Raw genomic sequence first — 14279 nt, 5'->3', positions numbered from 1 at the left:
AAAGTTATGCTACATGAGCACGTAACATCCAAGCCATCTTTTCATGCTGCGCTAGTAAACCAACAAGAAAATCTTCAGTCGCCTGATCTCCAGCTTTTTCAACCGCATCCAAATTTCCTCTAATATTCATAATAACAGATTCATGATCTGACAGTAATTCCTTGAAAAACCCTTTACTATCTGTATGTTCGTACTTCGTCTCTGTAAGATGGGTCAATTCTAGATATTTGGCGTATGAACCTACTGCATAATGTCCGATTTGACGGATGCGTTCTGCGACTTCATCAATAATTTCTGCCAATTCATTATACTGCGATTCCAAAAATAAATGCGCGGCATGAAAATCTGGACCTTCAACATTCCAATGTGCATTTCTTGTTTTTTGATACACAATACTTCATCCGCTAACACATTATTCAAAATAGCGGCTACCTTTGCCAAGTCTGCTTCTTTAATACCAATTTTTGCTTTCATAATGAATTATTTTACAATTTATTTAAATTATTAAAATCACTGTTACTTGATATACAATATTAATAAAATGAGGCCGTAAAGCCCATTAATTAAGAAATAATATTGTCATAAAAATAACATCATTTTTGTACTTTTGTACGCATAATGAAAACAACAATGATGAAGGGGAATTGTTTGAACGGTGATCTATACTTTCACGAATTTAATGAGGAAATCAAGGAAATACTTTTACCTACACATTTTACTTTCCCCTTCTGTTATGAACCACATGAACTGGCAAAACAAGCCTGCGCATCTGTTCAAGAATATATTCTTACTCAAACGGAATGGGTTCATAATTTTGGTTTAAACGAAAAAATGGATGGACAGGCCATTGGTAAAATGTTCGGTGTATTAATTGTCCAAGATCAAGATGGTCATATTGGATTTCTAGCTGGTTTCTCCGGTAAACTGGCTGGCAAAAATGATCATCGCTATTTTGTACCTCCGGTTTTTGATATGTTAACGGAAAATTCTTTTTTTCTATTAGAAGAGGAACACCTCAATAACCTTAATAAGCAAATTACAGCATTAGAGCAGAGTGAAACAGGTACGCAACTGAAAGAAAAGCTCGATGACACTAAAGTGAGGCTGGATCAGCAATTGGCCAACTTTAAAGAAAATCTGAAAATTCAAAAGAAAGAACGTAAACAACTGCGAGACAAATCAAAATTAACCCTATCAGCTGCATCATATCAACTGCTTGAAGAAGATCTGATCAAACAGAGTTTAAGAGATAAGTTTGAACTGAGTGTTTTCCAAAAACAATATCACCATGATATTTCCATCGCTGAAAAACCGCTAAATGATCACCTCAATATAATAGCCGATTTAAAAGAAGAGCGTAAAAAACGTTCTGCACAGTTGCAAAATCAATTATTTGCACAATACAATTTTAAAAATGCGAAAGGGGAAACTAAAAATGTCATTGACATTTTTAACGCATACAATTTGCAACCACCTGCTGGATCTGGTGAATGTGCCGCACCAAAACTATTGCAATTTGCTTATTTAAATGATTACAAGCCAATTGCGCTTGCCGAATTTTGGTGGGGACAATCGCCTTCGGCTGAAGTACGAAGACATCAAAGCTACTACCCTGCATGTCGCAATAAATGTGAACCTATTCTCGGCTTTATGCTTGAGGGATTACAGGTTGATAAAAATCCGATGCTCGAAAGCCCTGATGAAGGCATTGAACTCCCCATTATTTACGAAGATGAAAGCCTGATCATTATAGATAAGCCTGAAGAATTCCTATCCGTCCCTGGCATACATGTTAAAGATTCGGTCTATACACGCATGCTTAAAAAATATCCCGATGCAGGGCCTTTAATTGTTCATCGGTTAGATATGTCTACATCCGGAATTCTTGTGATAGCCAAAACTAAAGAAGCTCACAAATTTATTCAGAGTCAATTTATCAACCATACCATCGTCAAGCAATATATTGCTTTACTTGATGGCATTATCGGTACCGATTCTGGAATTATATCACTACCTCTACGGGTTGATCTTGACGATAGACCTCGACAGTTAGTCTGTTATGAACATGGAAAGAAAGCAGTTACTAAATGGGAAAAAATCGAAATTATAAACGGTAAAACCAAAGTGCGATACTTTCCATTGACAGGAAGAACACATCAACTTCGCCTTCATTCTGCTCATCCTAAAGGAATGAACTGTCCTATTGTTGGAGACGATCTTTATGGTCAAAAATCTGATCGATTACACTTGCATGCTGCTTATATTGAGTTTAACCACCCTACCACAAAAGAGCGCATTCATTTTGCGTCGGAACCCAATTTTTAAAAAATCAAAACAACATCGTTGACCTTTTTGTTACAATAGTCAACGAGATTGGTTGTATTTAGGTCGAATTTCATCATAAAGAAGTAAAATTATAGTCAGTTTATTCTGACATTAAAACAAATGTACTGCTATTCAACAAGTTAATAGTCGATTAATAAAAATAGTGAAGTTAAAAAATTGTAAATGTTTTATTAATTCTTAATTTTTTATTTCTTTTGCATACAACTTATTAGAACTTTTAAGTTAAAAAGTCAGAAATTAAGATGGTGTTATAACACGTATCGGTAATTTGTGATATAATTAATGTAAAATTATGGAATACCAACGTAGTAGCAGTACAATTGCAAAAACACTATTTTTACTGGCATCAGTCATGTTAGTAAGTATTACTGCAGCATTAGGCCAATTAAAAACAGTACAGGGTGTCGTTAAGGACAGCAAGACAAAACAACCGATCGGCTATGCGACAGTTGCTGTTGTTGGAGCACCTGCTGCCCCCGGCAATGCGACTTCGACTGAAGAATCCGGACGGTTCACCTTAAAATTTCCAAAGAATTATGTGAAAATCCGTGTATCAAGTATTGGGTATGATTATAAAGATGTATTTGTTACAAATGACGAAACGCAACAGATCGAGGTATTGATGGAATCTCAGGACAATACCCTTGATGAGGTTGTAGTCAGAGCAAAAAAGAGAAAGTATACAAACAAAGATAATCCTGCTGTCGCATTGATCCGTAAAGTAATCGAAAATAAAAGTAAAAATAGATTAACAGGGCAACAATTCGCGCAGTATGACCAATACGAAAAGATCTCTTTAGGACTGAGCAATTTGTCAGAGAAATTTGTAAACAAGAAGATATTCAAAAATTACCAATTTCTTTTTGAAGTAGATGATTCGGCTAAAACTGCAAATAAATATCTATTGCCTGCTTTTATGGAAGAGAAACTTTCAAAAGTATATTTTCGTAAGGACCCTAAAAAAACAAAACAATATATCATAGGAGAGCAACGTGCGCAATTTGATCCCAAATTTATTGATAATGATGGTTTAAGTGCATATTTCAATAAACTTTATGAGACAGTAGATATTTACGATAACAATATCACGCTGGTAACGAATCAATTTTTAAGTCCAATCGCCAACTCGGCTCCCACATTTTACAAGTTTTTTATCACAGATACGATAAAAACACAGCAACCGTGGTTAGTTGAACTTAGTTTTTTTCCACGCAATAAAGCGGACATGCTTTTCAAAGGCCAGTTATATATTACACTTGATGGTAACTATGCTGTACAAGGTGCTAATATGACTGTCGCTGATGATATCAATTTGAACTTTGTAAGGGACATGAATATTGAACTCAAATTTGATCAGGATGAGAGTAAAAGATTCTATTTAAGTCAAAGTACACTTGGTATTGATTTTTCTTTAACAGATAAAGGAACAGGTATTCGTGGTAATAGAACTGTCAACTATAAAAATTATAAAACTGGCGTTGTTCAACCGGATAGTATTTATAGTGGTCCTGAAACGGTAATTGCTTACAATATAGCAGATGGAAAGGGTACTCGAAAACTTTTTGATACGCAACGTCAAATTCCTTTAACGAAAAATGAGCTGAATATTTATCATAATATCGACACCCTGCAACAGATTCCTTCTTTTAAAACCTTTATGGATATTGCAGCTTTGGTATTATCGGGATATAAACAGGCTGGTCCTGTTGAAATTGGTCCGGTAAATACTTTTTATAGCTTTAACCCTGTCGAAGGATTTAGACTTCGTGTTGGTGGTAGAACTACAGAATCATTCAGTAAAAGATTTTATGCTGAATCGTATGCTGCGTATGGATTTAAAGATGAAAAATGGAAATACTTTTTAAGCGGAACCTATGCTTTCAACAATAAGTCGGTTTATTCATTTCCACAACACTACATCCGGGCATCGTTCCAGCGTGACACCAAGATTCCTGGTCAAGCTTTAGAATTTATACAAGAAGATAACTTTTTGTTATCCTTCAAAAGAGGTGATAATGAAAATTACATCTATAATGATGTCTATCGCGTAGATTATAGAAAAGAATTTGAAAATCGCTTAAGTATTGGATTGGGATTTAATGCAACAAAACAATCGCCAGCAGGATCTTTAAGGTATCAGATCATAGATGATAATGGTCAAACTAAAGTGTTCAACGAAATCAATTCAACAGAATTATCAGTAAATATTCGCTACGCTCCGAATGAACAGTTTTATCAAGGAAAGCTTTATCGTACTCCCATATTTAATGAATACCCTATTTTTAACTTTAACTACACGGCTGGACTTAAAGATGTATTCAAAGGCGAATATAGTTATCACAACTTAACGTAGGAGCATTCAAAAGATTTTACCTGAGCCAGTTCGGCTATGCAGATATTGATGTCGCAGGTACTTATATTGCTGGTAAAGGAATTCCATTTCCTTTCTTAACGATACACCGTGCGAATCAGACTTATGCATATCAGCTTAATTCTTACAACTTGATGAACTTCTTGGAATTTGTCAGTGACCACCATGCATCCGCTAATATACAATACTACATGAATGGTTTCTTGTTAAACAAAATTCCAGGTATTAAAAAGCTAAAACTTCGTGAAGTATTTAGTTTTAAAGCTGTGTACGGTGGGCTTCGAGATGAGAATAACCCAGATCATTCTGACAAAGTATTTGACTTTCAGAAAAATGCTGACAATATACAATCTTCGTACACCTTTGGATCGGATCCATACATGGAGGCTAGTGTTGGATTGTCCAATATTTTCAAAATACTTCGCGTAGATTATGTCCGGAGATTAAATTATCTTGATCACCCAGGTGCTCCTAAATCGGGCATAAGGGCTAGAATAAAATTTGATTTCTAACATAAAAAGGCTTTCTAATAATAGAAAGCCTTTTTTTTATAATATGATTTTAAAGCTTATTTACCTTCCAGTGCGGAAATAAACGGAGCGCGGAATTTAGGATCTTTCTCTTTAAATTCTAAAGATTTTTTATACGTATCAATGTTGAAAAACATTTCAGCCGGTTCTCCTGACTTTTGCTCTAAAAATAATTTAAAGCTATAAGTTGCTGTTTTATCAAGATCAGCATTTACTTTATTTGAAGAGAAAACTGTCGGTACCAATGTTGCACTTGCGAAAGGACCAGAAGCTGGTACTTCATATATTTTACCCAATGCTTTTATAAAAGCATCACTCTCTGCACCTAAAGAAGAAATTTTAATTTTACCTTTTGTAAAACCAACATCTTCATTAGCGACATCATCAATAATTCCGGCAGGGATAAGATTTACGACTTCTACTTTCAATCCAACAGTATCTCCTTTGAAGGTACTTTTAGCCGTATAGATGTAACTAGAATCCGTTTTCACATCATCAACAATACGTAAGAAAAGATGTTTATTATTAGTGACAGGTCCATCAATGGTCAATTCCTCAATAGGAATGTTACTTTTTTTGATTTATCGCCACCTTGTTGGTTTTGGGTAGTGTTGTCACATGCTGTCGCAAAAGCTAACGCAGATAGAACAGCAATTTGATTTATTTTTCTCATCTTTTTCAGTAATTATGTTTATCAGTAAAATCGTTTACTAAAACTAACGATTTTTACTGATAAACAAATAAAATAGATTGATTGTTTTACTTAATTAAAGCATCATATAAGATTTCTACAGGGTGGTAAGAATGTCTTGCCGCTCCATCTTTAATCTGGTGCCGGCAAGATGTACCTGCCGCAGCAATCCATGTAGAAGAATCCGTATTTCGGACAGTAGGCAACAAAACCAATTCTGCTACTTTCATCGAGATGTCGTAGTGTTCTTTTTCATAACCAAATGATCCCGCCATACCACAACAGCCTGATGGAATCACCTCTACTTGGTAGTTTTGAGGAAATGACAAGACTTTCTCTGTTGTTTCTACTAAATGAAATGCTTTTTGATAGCAATGTCCATGCAACTTAATTGTTTTCTCACGCGTACTGAACTGCTCTTTTTGAATACGGCCAGCTTCAATCTCTTTCAGTAAAAACTCATCAAACATCAATGCATTTTTAGCTACTCTACTTGCATCTTCATAGAGATCCGAATCTACCAAAGAAAGATATTCATCTCTAAAGGTAATGATACCCGATGGTTCTATTCCTAATAAGGGGGACTCCTCTGTTATTAGATCTTTCAAAAAAGTAATATTTTTATTAGCGATCTTCTTCGCTTCTTTAACCAGACCTTTTGAAAGATAAGTTCGGCCACTCTCAATATGTTTTGGAATAATCACTTCATAGCCTAAAGCAGTTAGTAATTTATATGCTGTAATACCTATTTCGGCATCGTTATATTCTGTAAATTCATCTGCGAATAAGTATACGCGCCGCTTTGCATCTGTCTTGTTTTTCTGTTTTCTCACCCATTGTGACAATGTAGTACCAGCTACCAAAGGCAGTGATCTCTTAGGGGCAAAACCAATGGTTCTTTTTACAAGGCCCGCTAAAAAGTCATTTTTGACAACAAAGTTGTATAAGGGCGCTACCAGTGATCCTAATTTTTGAGATTCTGTGAAATTTGCAATCACTCGCGACCGGAAGGGCACACCATGCTCATCGTAATAATGTTGTAAAAACTCGGCTTTCATCTTAGCTACATCAACACTAGAAGGGCATTCAGTTTTGCAACCTTTACATGATAAACATAAGTCCATCACTTCTTTTAATTCTTCATGGTCAAACCGGTTCTCTTTTGTTGAATTTGTCAAAAATTGACGCAACATATTGGCACGGGCGCGTGTAGTATCCTTTTCATCGCGTGTAGCCATAAAAGAGGGACACATCGTTCCACCGGTAATTTCTGTTTTTCGGCAGTCACCTGATCCGGAACACTTCTCGGCCAGACGTAGGATACTTTCCTCTTTCGAAAAATCGAAATAGGTCTTTATCTGTGTTGTATTTTTATTATTATCATAACGGAGATGGGTGTCCATTGGTGGTGTATTTACAATCTTATTGGCATTAAATACGCCTTTAGGATCAAATATTTCTTTAATCTGCTCAATGAGTTTAAAGACTTTTCCTCCTAAAACTTTCTCAATAAACTCACCTCTCAGACGACCATCACCATGCTCACCACTTAAAGATCCATTGTATTTTAAAACTAAATCTGTTGTCTTTTCTAAGATCGAGCGAAAAGTTTTTACCCCCGATTCTGTTTTTAAATTAACAAAAGGCTCAATATGGAGTTCTCCTGCTCCAGCATGCGCGTAATAAGATGCGTGAACTCCCTCTGCAATCAATAAATTTTGAATATCTGCTACATATGCAGGTAAATCTTCCGGAGAAACCGCACAATCCTCAATCAAATTAACCGGCTGACTATCTCCGGGTAAATTACGGATTAACCCTAAACCCGCCTTCCGTACATCCCAAACCAAATTGGTCTGCTCACCTGTTATATATGGATAAGCATAACCCAAATGCTTTTCAATCAACGCGGCCTTCAATGCCATCGCCTTTGCTTCCACTTCATCTGGCGTATTTCCTCTGAACTCCACTATAAGCAAAGCTTTGGGATCACCTTCTATAAAAAAACGATTATATTGATAAGTGGGGTGCCCGACAGTAAAATCCATGATATACTTATCGACAAGTTCCGAGGCTTCGGGATTATGTGACAAAGCAATCACATTACCTTCCATACACGCAATCATATCGTCAAAGTGGATACATAGGAGACCTAATTCTTTAGGCGGTAATGGTAATAATTGCAACTTGGCCTCTGTAACGATCGCTAGGGTTCCTTCAGAACCAGCTAATAGACGGCACATATTGAAAGGAGCAGTTTTATCCGATACCATATCCAGTGCATATCCTGTATTTCGTCTTGTTATCGACCGCTTGGGATATCCCGATGCTATTGCCTGCATATTTTCTTCCACTGTCAACATCGCATTCAATTCGCGGTAAATTGCACCTTCCCTATCTTTTTGTATTAATTTCTTGAAATAAGATGCTTCGTCCAACGCTTCAAATACGACCTCAGACTGATCATCTAATATGACATTCGCTGTTAATAAATTTTGACGGGTATCGCCCCATACAATGGAATGTAATCCGGAGGAATTATTACCGATCATTCCACCAATCATCGCACGACTTGCTGTTGAGGTTTCTGGACCAAACATGAAGCCAAATGGTTTGAGGTAATGATTGAGATCATCACGAATAACACCAGGTTGCACACGCACCCATTGTTCTTCGACATTTAATTCAAGTATCTTATTAAAATACTTCGAGATATCCATAACGATACCATTTCCAACAACCTGACCAGCTAAGGATGTACCTGCTGTCCTCGGAATAATCGTAATGCCGTTTGCAGATGCAAACTGTATTAAAATTTTGATATCTCCACTATTTCTGGGAATCGCTACAGCTAAAGGTAGTTCTTGGTACACGGATGCATCAGTGGAATAGGCAAGACGGATGGTATGGTGATAAGCAGAATCATCATAATACAAGTCCCCCGTTAAAGATTGCGATAATTGATCTAAAGAAATATTTTCCTTCACAGTATGGTATAATTTGTATCAACAAATCTAACTATTTTAAATAATGAAAAGAATTGATAATGCAAGAAAATGAAAAAACAATATTAAACATGCATAAAAACGCATGTATATGATTTTTTGATGCTGCAAATAAGATGTACTTTTGCAGTAAAATATTTTAAGATGCGTAAAACCCTCATGCGATATAGCCTTCACTCCGACTTCGTCATCTATCTGATTCGTATTTTGATCGGTTTTTCTATTGGTTACTTTTATATATCAGCTTTCCTGAATATTCAGCAATATGGGCTTTAATTTCTATTGTTTTAGTGATTTCTCCGGATGATAATGAAGCAACAAAAATTGCTTTTGATAGAACTAAGTCTAATTTTATTGGTTCGGCGACGGGTATACTGTTTTATTTTACCAATCTTCCTCAGATGTGGTCTATGCTTTTGGGCGTCATCACATCCGTCGCTATATGCAGGTTATTCAATATCCTAAGTGTGGCCCGTACAGCAATGGTAGCCATGATCATTGTCGTGGTTCATGAACATCAATTAAAGTCATATGTTGCCGCACTCGATCGTTTTGCCTGTGTCACTATTGGTTGTCTCATAGGATTGATTGTCACCCTTAGCACCAGTTATATCATTAAAATATTACGTGAAAAATACTCGATGGAAACCTTTAGCGAATAATATTCGATGAGACACCTAAAATACCAAAGATAATTCAAAAGAACACAAATACCCTAATAATCAGATTATTAAATAATAAAAAACTAGTACTCAGGCTAGTGAAAAGACTATTTGTTCTAAAAAAAATAACCTCGAAAATAGAATTATATTCTGAATTTAACTAAATAATTTGAATATTATTCGAAATATCACTACCTTTGCATTCGATATGACAAAAGTAGAATATAATTTAGATCATGTAGATTTCAAAATCTTGCGTTTAATGCAGGATAATGCTCGAATCAATAATGCTGATATAGCAAGAGAGCTTAGTATGGCTCCTTCTGCGATTTTAGAACGTGTTAAAAAATTAGAGCAAAAAAATGTAATCCTACAATACAACGCCAAGATAAATCCAGCGGCAATTGATCAGAAATTACTATCGTTTATATTTATCAAAGCGAACGATATAATTGGAGAACAGAAAGTCGGTATTCTTCTAGCAGAGATACCCGAAGTGCAGGAAGTGCATGATATTGCTGGAGATGATGGTTACCTAATCAAAGTTCGGACGGCTGATTCTACTGCGTTAGTCGATTTGATGCGTAACACTTTGGGAAAAATTGAAGGAATAATTTCAACAAGAACCACAATTGTTTTGCAAACAGTGAAAGAAGAACAACAATTAGTTATACCGGAATAATTTAGGAAAGGAATAGAGAGATGTTAAATAATAAAGTACAACAAGCAAGCCCTTTAATGATCGTACTCGCGTATGCTGTCGTATACATTGTATGGGGGTCGACTTTTTTCTTTATTGAAAAAGCGCTTCACAGTTTCCCGCCATTCATTTTAGGATCTTTTAGGTTTATTACTGCAAGTATTTTGCTGATGGGGTACTGTGTATTGAAGGGTTATAAAATATTCAACAAGAGAGCAATCCGCGATTCTATTGTTGTCGGATTTTTACTCTTATTTATTGATATGGGTGGTCTTATCTGGGCAGAGCAATATGTTTCAGGTGGTGTTGCAGCGATTATTGCGGCAGCAGCGGCGATTTGGTTTGTTATTCTTGATAAACCAAAATGGAAAGAAAATTTCAGCAGTAAATCTACCATCGCTGGTTTGATTTTAGGCTTTGCTGGTGTTGTTTTACTCTTTGTAGAGCAAATCATCGCAAGCAAATCTTCTGCAAATAAAGAAATAACCGTTATTGCTTTAGTGATTATGGTGCTTGGATCTATCGCCTGGACCGCAGGTTCATTATATTCCAAATACCAGAAGAAAAGTCAGCAAGAAGAGACGGAAGATTTACATGTCTCCGTAAAGACTGCATGGCAGATGATTACAGCAGGTATATTATTTACAATTGTTGCCAGCTTAAATGGTGAATTTGCTCATTTTAGTTTTCAACAGGTAACGCCTATCGACTGGTTTAATATATCGTACTTAATTGTTTTTGGATCTATTTTAGCATTCAGTTCTTACATCTGGTTGCTATCAGTAAGACCTGCTACGGAAGTAAGTACATATGCCTATGTTAATCCTATTGTAGCATTGGTATTAAGTTACTTTTTCAGTAGCCATGCCGTGACATACATACAAGTAATAGGCCTAGTTATTATATTGGTTTCCGTATTGCTGATGAACTGGAAATTATATAAGAATAATAAAATGGTTGCAAAAATCACAAAAACTACCATTGCAGATCGTCGGAAATCAATACGATTGAGAAATCAAAGAGATGCTGTGGTCAGAAAAGACATTAAAAAACCAGAGGTTGCCAATTAGAAAAAGCGCCTTCTTTTGCATATTGATAATAAAAGCTTAACAAAAATGTTAGGCTTTTATTATCTACATTTGTACCGAAAACACTTATTACATGATGAAACTTACTATACATCAACTTCAATATGTAACCTCGGGTTTTTAGCTATTTTACTTAGCACATCTTGCAGCAAAAATTAAGTCCTGTCCAAAAGGACTTTAAGCAATACGAGATCAATAAAAGCACCGTTGAGGATACCGCGATCGTAGCTATTTATAGTCCGTATAAAAAGCAAATGCAGGCAGAGATGAACCGGGTAATCGGCTTCTCGGAAGTTGCATTGACTAAAGAAAAGACTCCTGAAACTTAATGGGAAATTTCTTTACACAAGCCTTATTGGTTGCCAGTGAAAAAATCAACAACAAGGCTGATATCGCTTTTGCAACAAAGGGCGGTATTCGCAATGAAATAAAAGCGGGAGATATTACTGTAGAGAGTGTTTTTGAGGTTATGCCATTTGAAAATCAACTTACAGTGATGGAGCTGAGCGGTGAACAAATTGAACAACTCGCCAACTTTATAGCGGCAACAGGGGGGCAACCTGTTTCAGGAATTACATTATCTATCCAAGACAAAAAGCCAATAAATATTCAGGTACAGGGAAAAGATATAGATAAAAATAAAACCTATAAAGTAGTCACCTATGATTACCTAGCGAATGGAGGAGACAATTTAGATTTATTTACACATGCGCTTAAAAGAACTGATTATCCTCAAAAAGTAAGGGAAAGCTTGATGGACTATATTTCCAGCTTTACAAAAAATGGTCAAAAAATTAATATGCAATTAGATGGAAGAGTTAAAATCATTAAATAGAAGAGGCTTTATAAAGACTGCCGCAGGCCTTTCTGCAGCAGTAACCCTTGGTACGTTACCATTCTCATCATTTGCAGGTTCAAAAAAATAAAATTAACCATTCTACATACCAATGATGTTCACAGCAGAATTGAACCCTTTCCTATGGATGGCGATAGATATCAAGGATTGGCAGGAGTTGCACGCAGAAGTACACTTATCAAAAAAGTAAGGGCTGAGGAAGATCATGTTCTTTTGTTGGACGCAGGCGATATGTTCCAAGGTACTCCCTATTTTAATCTGTTTGGAGGGAAATTAGAGCTTGACTTAATGACCAAATTGGGATATGATGCGGGTACATTTGGTAATCACGAATTTGACAATGGGTTAAATGGGCTTATCAAATATCTGGATCACGCCAAATTTCCTTTTTTAACGGCAAACTATGACTTCACAGGAACAGTGCTGGAAGGAAAAACACAAGATTATACCATCTTCAAAAAAGGTGGAGTGAAGATTGGTGTTTTTGGTTTAGGGGTAGATATTGAAGGGCTGGTTGATCCGAATAATTTCAAAGGCATGAAATACCTGGATCCAATTCTTGTTGCGAACCGTGTGGTCAAAGAATTAAAGGAAAAGCATAAATGTGACCTTGTCATTTGTCTATCTCATTTAGGTTATCAATACGAAAGTGAGAAGGTATCCGACCTCGTATTAGCTTCCAAGACTAGTGATATCGATTTAATCATTGGTGGACATACGCATACCTTTTTGAAAGAACCTACTTTTGTAACAAACTTAAAGGGAACAAAGACAGCCGTTAACCAAGTGGGTTTTGCAGGAATAAATTTAGGAAGAGTTGATATTATTTTTGAACCTTCGACAGGTAAAAAGAATATGTTAGCCTCAACTTATGAAATTAACAATTCTATCGAAGCATCCCAATTAGTTTAAAAATAACATTTTTATCTAGCCAAAGGGATATGATTTATTCCTTTGGCTTTTTTTACATATTCACTTGAAAAAACTTTTATCCATCTATATCGGATCCTTCAAAGGGTTATCGCGCTCCGCATGGTTGCTCGCAATTGTAATGCTTATCAACAGAATGGGAAGCATGGTAATCCCATTTTTAGGAATTTACATGACCCAGGCTCTTAATTTCAACATTAAGCAGGTTGGTCTTGTTCTGATGTGTTTCGGCTTTGGATCTGTTTGCGGTTCATATGTAGGAGGTTGGCTGACAGATCGATTTGGGAGTTTTAAAGTCCAGCTACTCAGTTTGACATTAGCAGCTCCCCTATTTCTGATCACTCCTTACTTCAGGACTGTCGAGTCTTTAGGTATTATGATCTTTATTTTGAGTGCTGTCTTTGACGCATTCAGACCTGCCAACTCGGTTTCGGTCGCAAGCTATGCAAAACCTGAAAATATAACACGTGCTTTTTCATTGAATCGATTAGCGGTTAATTTGGGGTTTTCAATTGGACCTGCGGTTGGTGGCTTTTTAGCAGGGATATCCTTTAACTGGATATTCTACGGAAATGCAATGGCGGCAGCAGTGGCAGCGGTTGTCTTTTTTCTATTTTTCTATAAGAAGGAAAAAAACAATTTAAAAACTTTAAAAACAGCACCTGTTACCACGACATCGCAGCATAAAAAAGAACGAAATCCATATAAAGATAGTCCATTTATCATCTTTAATATCCTTTGCTGTATATTCTCATTATGTTTTTTCCAACTCATATCGACACTTCCTATTTTCTATCGTGAAGTGCATCACTTAAATGAACATGAGATCGGATTTTTAATGGGCTGGAGCGGTTTAATTATCGTTCTTTTAGAGATGTTTATTGTACATATTGCAGAAAACAAATTGACCATCACAAAAACATTGGTAATCGGAACGCTTTTCTGTTCTATATCTTATGCCATGTTCAATATACATGCAGGAGTATTCATGCTCTATGTTACTTTTTTCGTGTTTGGCATCGGCGAAATGTTAACACTGCCTTTTATGGCAACTGTAACCATAAACAGGTCAACAGCCAAAACACAGGGAGCTTATATGG

14 protein-coding genes are annotated in these 14279 nt (G+C 36.1%); 11 read left to right on the top strand and 3 right to left on the bottom strand.

Translation table 11 applies throughout. The annotated features are described in order from the left end of the window. Positions 1–4: 4 nt before the first annotated feature. Positions 5–391 (bottom strand): Dps family protein, encoded by a 387-nt coding sequence (locus L950_RS20185; RefSeq protein ID WP_021189236.1) that lies wholly within the window; start codon positions 389–391, stop codon positions 5–7. Between the two features lie 239 nt (positions 392–630). Between L950_RS20185 and L950_RS20180 the strand changes: the two genes are divergently transcribed. The 3 genes from L950_RS20180 (at position 631) to L950_RS34155 (ending at position 5229) form a co-directional block, all read left to right on the top strand. Continuing rightward, entirely contained in the window at positions 631–2325 is a 1695-nt protein-coding gene (locus L950_RS20180; protein WP_231577483.1) for an RluA family pseudouridine synthase, read from the top strand. 313 nt (positions 2326–2638) lie between these two features. Next, complete coding sequence (locus L950_RS20175; protein ID WP_231577482.1) at positions 2639–4699, top strand: DUF5686 and carboxypeptidase-like regulatory domain-containing protein; 2061 nt, start codon at positions 2639–2641, stop codon at positions 4697–4699. A gap of 149 nt (positions 4700–4848) precedes the next feature. After that, positions 4849–5229 carry a hypothetical protein gene (locus L950_RS34155; RefSeq protein ID WP_231577481.1) on the top strand — a complete coding sequence of 127 codons (381 nt, stop codon included), beginning with the start codon at positions 4849–4851 and terminating at the stop codon, positions 5227–5229. A 56-nt stretch (positions 5230–5285) separates the two neighbouring features. Here the strand turns inward: L950_RS34155 and L950_RS20170 are convergent, their stop codons facing one another. Together L950_RS20170 and L950_RS20165 are read right to left on the bottom strand one after the other, a co-directional pair. Continuing rightward, complete coding sequence (locus tag L950_RS20170; protein ID WP_021189234.1) at positions 5286–5798, bottom strand: hypothetical protein; 513 nt, start codon at positions 5796–5798, stop codon at positions 5286–5288. 208 nt (positions 5799–6006) lie between these two features. Further along, entirely contained in the window at positions 6007–8925 is a 2919-nt protein-coding gene (locus L950_RS20165; RefSeq protein ID WP_021189232.1) for an FAD-binding and (Fe-S)-binding domain-containing protein, read from the bottom strand. 308 nt (positions 8926–9233) lie between these two features. Here L950_RS20165 and L950_RS20160 point away from each other — a divergent pair, with 308 nt between their 5' ends. The 8 genes from L950_RS20160 to L950_RS20135 form a co-directional block, all read left to right on the top strand. Next, positions 9234–9605 (top strand): FUSC family protein, encoded by a 372-nt coding sequence (locus tag L950_RS20160; RefSeq protein ID WP_021189231.1) that lies wholly within the window; start codon positions 9234–9236, stop codon positions 9603–9605. A 208-nt stretch (positions 9606–9813) separates the two neighbouring features. Beyond that, a complete protein-coding gene (locus L950_RS20155) occupies positions 9814–10287 on the top strand; it encodes an Lrp/AsnC family transcriptional regulator (protein ID WP_021189230.1) in 474 nt (157 codons plus the stop codon). Positions 10288–10307: 20 nt separating this feature from the next. Continuing rightward, complete coding sequence (locus L950_RS20150; protein WP_021189229.1) at positions 10308–11375, top strand: EamA family transporter; 1068 nt, start codon at positions 10308–10310, stop codon at positions 11373–11375. A gap of 161 nt (positions 11376–11536) precedes the next feature. Next, positions 11537–11722 (top strand): hypothetical protein, encoded by a 186-nt coding sequence (locus L950_RS34150; RefSeq protein ID WP_021189228.1) that lies wholly within the window; start codon positions 11537–11539, stop codon positions 11720–11722. Next, entirely contained in the window at positions 11722–12228 is a 507-nt protein-coding gene (locus L950_RS20145; protein WP_021189227.1) for a 5'-nucleotidase C-terminal domain-containing protein, read from the top strand. The genes L950_RS34150 and L950_RS20145 overlap by 1 nt, the downstream gene beginning before the upstream one ends. Then, a complete protein-coding gene (locus L950_RS34145) occupies positions 12203–12319 on the top strand; it encodes a twin-arginine translocation signal domain-containing protein (RefSeq protein ID WP_021189226.1) in 117 nt (38 codons plus the stop codon). Before L950_RS20145 ends, L950_RS34145 begins: the two co-directional genes overlap by 26 nt. Positions 12320–12372: 53 nt before the next feature. After that, on the top strand, positions 12373–13161 hold the full coding sequence (locus L950_RS20140; RefSeq protein WP_021189225.1) for a bifunctional metallophosphatase/5'-nucleotidase: 789 nt from the start codon (positions 12373–12375) through the stop codon (positions 13159–13161). Positions 13162–13225: 64 nt separating this feature from the next. Next, positions 13226–14279, top strand: a 1054-nt coding sequence (locus L950_RS20135; RefSeq protein ID WP_021189224.1) for an MFS transporter, incomplete at its 3' end; no start/stop codon positions are given.

The organism is Sphingobacterium sp. IITKGP-BTPF85, from assembly GCF_001006065.1.
GTDB lineage: Bacteria > Bacteroidota > Bacteroidia > Sphingobacteriales > Sphingobacteriaceae > Sphingobacterium > Sphingobacterium anhuiense.
Note: the sequence above shows the minus strand (reverse complement) of the source record. Positions and strands in the feature narration are given on the sequence as shown.

Excerpts from the sequence above, each read along its gene's own strand:
- L950_RS20180 (WP_231577483.1), top strand. The coding sequence starts at position 631 with ATGATGAAGGGGAATTGTTTGAACGGTGATCTATACTTTCACGAATTT.
- L950_RS20145 (WP_021189227.1), top strand. The coding sequence starts at position 11,722 with ATGGGAAATTTCTTTACACAAGCCTTATTGGTTGCCAGTGAAAAAATC.
- L950_RS34145 (WP_021189226.1), top strand. The coding sequence starts at position 12,203 with ATGGAAGAGTTAAAATCATTAAATAGAAGAGGCTTTATAAAGACTGCC.
- L950_RS20175 (WP_231577482.1), top strand. The coding sequence starts at position 2,639 with ATGGAATACCAACGTAGTAGCAGTACAATTGCAAAAACACTATTTTTA.
- L950_RS20155 (WP_021189230.1), top strand. The coding sequence starts at position 9,814 with ATGACAAAAGTAGAATATAATTTAGATCATGTAGATTTCAAAATCTTG.
- L950_RS20150 (WP_021189229.1), top strand. The coding sequence starts at position 10,308 with ATGTTAAATAATAAAGTACAACAAGCAAGCCCTTTAATGATCGTACTC.
- L950_RS20140 (WP_021189225.1), top strand. The coding sequence starts at position 12,373 with ATGGATGGCGATAGATATCAAGGATTGGCAGGAGTTGCACGCAGAAGT.